This window comes from Candidatus Atribacteria bacterium (genome assembly GCA_011056645.1).
Taxonomy (GTDB): domain Bacteria; phylum Atribacterota; class Phoenicimicrobiia; order Phoenicimicrobiales; family Phoenicimicrobiaceae; genus Sediminicultor; species Sediminicultor quartus.
Genome location: DSEL01000054.1, coordinates 1 through 5,266 on the forward strand (window position 1 = coordinate 1; position 5,266 = coordinate 5,266).

6 protein-coding genes are annotated in these 5,266 nt (G+C 34.3%); 2 read left to right on the forward strand and 4 right to left on the reverse strand.

The window, feature by feature from the left end; translation table 11 throughout:
• The first annotated feature begins 400 nt into the window (after nt 1-400).
• Both ENO17_01955 and ENO17_01960 read left to right on the forward strand, forming a co-directional pair.
• Nucleotides 401-880 carry a hypothetical protein gene (locus ENO17_01955; GenBank protein ID HER23809.1) on the forward strand — a complete coding sequence of 160 codons (480 nt, stop codon included), beginning with the start codon at nt 401-403 and terminating at the stop codon, nt 878-880.
• A gap of 60 nt (nt 881-940) precedes the next feature.
• The gene (locus ENO17_01960; GenBank protein ID HER23810.1) at nt 941-1,291 is read left to right on the forward strand and encodes a GIY-YIG nuclease family protein; all 351 of its coding nucleotides are present in this window, start codon (nt 941-943) and stop codon (nt 1,289-1,291) included.
• A gap of 60 nt (nt 1,292-1,351) precedes the next feature.
• Here ENO17_01960 and ENO17_01965 read toward each other — a convergent pair whose 3' ends face one another.
• From ENO17_01965 to ENO17_01980, 4 genes are all read right to left on the reverse strand, one after another.
• Nucleotides 1,352-2,176: a glutaminyl-peptide cyclotransferase gene (locus ENO17_01965; protein ID HER23811.1), complete on the reverse strand. Its 825-nt coding sequence runs from the start codon at nt 2,174-2,176 to the stop codon at nt 1,352-1,354.
• A gap of 167 nt (nt 2,177-2,343) precedes the next feature.
• Nucleotides 2,344-3,240 carry an MBL fold metallo-hydrolase gene (locus ENO17_01970; protein ID HER23812.1) on the reverse strand — a complete coding sequence of 299 codons (897 nt, stop codon included), beginning with the start codon at nt 3,238-3,240 and terminating at the stop codon, nt 2,344-2,346.
• A gap of 162 nt (nt 3,241-3,402) precedes the next feature.
• On the reverse strand, nt 3,403-4,335 hold the full coding sequence (locus tag ENO17_01975) for a FeS-binding protein (protein HER23813.1): 933 nt from the start codon (nt 4,333-4,335) through the stop codon (nt 3,403-3,405).
• Nucleotides 4,336-4,452: 117 nt separating this feature from the next.
• Nucleotides 4,453-5,220: a carbohydrate ABC transporter permease gene (locus ENO17_01980; GenBank protein ID HER23814.1), complete on the reverse strand. Its 768-nt coding sequence runs from the start codon at nt 5,218-5,220 to the stop codon at nt 4,453-4,455.
• Nucleotides 5,221-5,266: the final 46 nt, after the last annotated feature.

Below are 5,266 nucleotides of genomic sequence, written 5' to 3' on the forward strand. Positions count from 1 at the left end.
ACATGAAATTGTTCGATATACATAAAATCCTCCTTTTGAATGCTAAAGTTAAATAAAATATAGGGGATAAATCTTTTTTATTCTGAACACCATTCTTAAATCCTTCTAATTAAATCCTTTAAGGCGCTATCATCAAATAATTTTTCTCTTAATCTTCTCGTTAAGCTTTTTCAGAGGAAATTCTAAGGGAAGGTGAAAATGAGAAGTGGTAGACCATAAGGTATTTTCATACTTGATTCTTAATACTCTGACCATGAATAAAGGATAACTTAAATGAGAATAACTGTCAATAATAACAAATTGACCGTCTATTTTCAGTCTATATTGACAGAATAGGTAAAATTGATTACAATTTAATTAGTAGTTTAGTAATTTAGTAATAATATCAGGAGGTAAAACAATGAAAATACCGACTACTTTAAGACATAAACCAGTCATTGTGTCAGAAAATTATGAAAATGTTGACGGCAGATATGCCTACCATTCAGACGCAAAAGGTCTTTCCTTAGGATTAGCTCAGTGGAACGATAGAGGGAAGGTAGATATTTCAGCTAAAGTATGGAGGTATACTGGAGAAAAATGGTCCCGACAGTCTGAAGAATTGCCGCTTCATCGCGTACTTGATCTGGCAATTCTTGTGTGCAGGACAAAACTCCATTTTCGGGAAGCTTATCGGGATGAAAAATTATATGATACTAAAAATCCTGTTATAGATAGAGTAGGTTTACAGGGTGACGCCATGACAGTAGCTATATGCACTGACAATGAGAAAATTAATGAAGATATCAAACTATTCAGCCAGGCACTCAGTAATGATGATGAACTTATTGGAGAACGTTTACATACTTTATCTAGAATATTAAAGGAAATGGGTTATTAGGGTAATGAATAAAATAAAGAAAAAAATTAACCTTTCAATCTTCTGGAAAGGTGATATCTGATGGATAGAAAAAAAGAATTAAAATTACAGTATAAACAGATGAGACCGCAGATGGGAATATTTGTCATTCGTTCAAAAGCCAATAATAATTGTTATATTGAAGCAACTCAAAATTTGAGAGGTATGCTTAATAGCACTCAATTCAAACTGGGAGCTAGTGCTCATCCTAATAGAGAGTTACAAAAAGAATGGAATGATTTTGGTGCAGGAAATTTCACGATTGAAATTCTAGAGAATCTGGAATACGATAAAGATGAATCCAAAACCGATTATACGGAAGATCTGACTTTATTAAAAATAATTTGGGAAGAAAAACTATTAAAACAAAAGTTTGAGTTCTATAAAAAATAAGTGCACCATGGGATGGATTCTCGATGGTCTATTTATCTAACCGAGGCTAGGTTATGGGCTCTAACTACTTCCATTCTGATTGGATTCATCTTTTATCAATTCAATTTCAAAGAGTTTGGGCCAAAACTTTCCGGTTATCCAGAGGCGATTATTCTTTTCATCATAGGCAATGCCATTAAGAACATCGACCTTCTCGCTACAATCTTCCCGATTTAAAATTCCTTTCAGGTCTATCCAGCCAGTTATCCGACCGGTCAGAGGATTAATTCTGGCGATACGATCGGTTAGCCATATATTGGCAAAGATTTCCCCTTGCACGTATTCTAATTCGTTGATTTTGGTTACCGGAATATCGTTTTCACACACTTCAATCCGGCTGATTTCCTCAAAGGTTTCAGGATCCAAGAAATGTAGTGTAGATGTACCATCACTCATAATTATAGATTTCCCATCATAAGTAATTCCCCAACCCTCATTGGGATAATGAAACTCCTGTAGTAATTCAAAATTGTATTTATCATAAATAAAACCAAGATGAGATTTCCAGGTCAATTGAATAATCTTATTCTCATAGATAGTGATCCCTTCACCAAAATATTGATTCGGTAGTTCACGAACCTGTAAGAGTTTTCCGGTTTCTAATTCTACTCTGCGCAAGTCAGAACATTCATAAAGACCGGTGCCTTCATATAAAAAACCTTCTTCAAATACCAATCCTTCAGTGAAAGCACTTTGGTCATGAGGATAAGTATTGAGAACTTGATAAGAATAGACCGGAATATCACTAACCGTTGTGGGAAATGCTAAAGTGGAACAGCAACCAACCTGCAATACTTCCAATAATATAAAAAGTACTATAAAGAATATTTTTAAAAATCGATTCATTATAAATTTCCTTCCTCTGTCAAGGGTGTCAAGTAGATACTTTTTAAGAGTCTCTCCGTATGCTTTCAATACTATGGAGTCTGGTTATTCTGCGAATATAATATACCCTTTGTTATATTACAAGACTCGTCTCCTCCCCTGACCCCTCTAATTATATAACCTTTAAGCTATAACTTTTGCCACAACATCTTTCCCTTTTCAAAAATCGGATGGATGATCTTTTGATCAAACAGATAACTTAAATGCGCAGAAATAGTAATTAAGGTAAGAACAAACTGGGAAGAAGATAGCTCTATATGGTAATCCTGAGCAATAGCAGCTAAAATATCTTCTCGGGAAATAGGTTTATCACATAAGGAAGCAATATTGCTACTCATTTTTAAGAGATGCTCTTTATTTATTTTAATTAAATCTTTGATATTATCAGTTAGTTTGGCATGTGAAGGAATAAAATACTTTCCTTCTATTTTTTCCAAATATAAATATGTTTTTAGCATGGCTTCTACGTCGGCACAAACAGTTAAGGCATACTTATCGAATATCATCGGAGAAAACAGGCTGTCTGCCAAAAAATAGACCTCATCCGGTGTCTTGACACCGATCATCTGCAAGAAATGTCCGGCCAGGGGAAATGCCGTTAAATGGGTACTGACAATTGGTCCCTCATCTTTGATGATGCAAGTTACTCTGGAAGGTTGGGCTTGTAAGAACTTATTGCGCAAAGATTTAAAAGGATAAGCCCCCCACAACAAAAATGGTTCTAAATCCGGATGCTCGATAAAAGTGCTTTCTATGGAAGTAGCGGCAATATCACAATTGGTTTTTTTCTGTAAATAGTGGTTACCTCCGATATGGTCGGCATTGGAATGAGTATTAATGATGGTCTTTAAATTCCATCCCTGTTTTTCTAAAAGTCGGTATATTTTCCGTCCGGTCCATTCATCATTACCGCTGTCGATCAAAATAACTTGATCTCCCTCTAAATAGAGGCCGATATTGATTAGACCCGGTATATAAAAGGTCTTTTCGGTTATTTGTTTTAATTCCATGCCAACACTATCCATCCTTTTATATTCTACTTTGTTAATTAAGGGCTGAGTCTAATACGGTTCCTCTCTCCTCCCTCGCTCGGTCTTAGCTTGATTCCTTTCAGAAAAATTTCATGTGTTTACTTAGTTATATGATGGGGTATAATCCCTGATTATTCAAAACTCCCTGTTAAAGTTTTATACTACTGATCTAATACCGTTTTTTCTTATTAGCACTTCCAAATTTCTTTGAAGTATATTATAGTCATCTAACAGACAAAGTTTTTTTAACTTTTCAATTGTTTCAAGCGGAAGTTTATCTTTTGAGTTCCCTTTAAGAATCATTAAAGTTTCTTCTTCTAAAAATTCTCCTCCCGGAACAACATGCTTAGTATTTTCTTTATTAACTGGGCAAGCATCTTGACATGCCATACAGCCTATAAGACAATTATGCCAATTCAGGTTAACCCATCCCGGAAAATTGTCTGATTTTTCGTTAAAGAAAGTCAAACATTTTTCCGCAGTTATTAAAAATCTATCCTGACGGATTGCACTGGTCGGACATTTATTTATACATGCTACACATTTATCACAGGATTCCATCATTCTGACTTCATACCAATTATCCTCTATGCTTGGCATATCTGAAAAAAACGCCTTCAATTTAAAAAAACTTCCCCAACCGTCTATATAGGCAAGATTATTTTTCCCATAATTTGCTAATCCACTGTGAGCTGCAAGAAGTTTTAGTGGTAGTTTCGCATTGTATATTTTATATCCATATTTTTGTAAATTGAGAGATACGATACGGGAAACCTCTCTATCTGTATCGTCCATGTAGGTAGGTGGAATAATAACAACAAATGTTTTATTGGATAAATTAAATTTTACACTAACTTTGGGTTGAATTGCGGCAGTTATAATTATCGATTGTGATAGTAGAAAATCGGCGGGGGGTATAAAATCAAAAAATAAATTATAACGCGATACGATTTCATGATAAAAATTTTTACTTAAGATCTCTTTTTCTAGGAGGTCTTCCAAGTTCCGTTGTAAATCAGGTAAACGCTGAATAGACACAATAGAGCTCTTATAGCCATTATTTGCTAATTGTTGATCTAATTCTTTCATTGTCTTATCCCTATTTTTAACCTCTTAACCTCAAATTTTTTTAACTTAACCAAAAAGAAAGCGACCACTATCCAATCTGGATTGTCATAATAACCGTTCCGTTAACATTCTAATAACTTATCCTTTAAGAGCACCCCTGGTTAAGCCTTCTACAATCCTGTTTTTTACAAAAAATGCAAAAATTAAGACTGGAAAAACAATTATTGTTGCTGCGGCTCCAATCCCTGCCCAATCAATCTTCCCATAGGACATAAAATTATAGACTGCTACCGGAACCGTCCTTGTTTTAGGTCCGGATAATATCAAAGAAAACAAGAACTGATTCCAGGAAAAAATAAAAGATATAATTGCTGAAGTAATAATCCCATTTTTAGAAAGTGGTAGGGCAACGCGTAAAAAAGTTTCTGAGCGGACACAACCGTCTATAAGAGCTGCTTCTTCCAATTCTATGGGTACTCCTTCGAAGAAAGCAATCATAAGCCAGATAATCATCGGCAAGGTAATGATTAAATGCGTAATAATCAAGGCAGTAAAAGTATCAATAAGATTAAGTTTTCGGAAAACTATATACCAGGGTAATAAATAACTTACAAAAGGGGTCATACGGGCAACAAGAATTCCGATACTTAGATTTCTTTGTTTATATCGGGCAATAGAATAGGCTGCCGGTAGACCTATAAAAAGAGAAATTAAAGTAGCAAAAGTTGCAATGATAAAACTATTAGTTAAGTACCTTAAAAAATTATGCTGCTGAAAAACAGCTCTAAAATTTTCTAAAGTCGGTTTAAATAAAAAAAGTGGAGGATATTCAATATTTTGTACACCAGTTTTTAAACCGATCATAATCATCCAGGCGAAAACAAATATAGGGGGTATAATAAGTATAATCATGCCGATATAAAATAATATTTTATAAACTTTGGCTTTATTC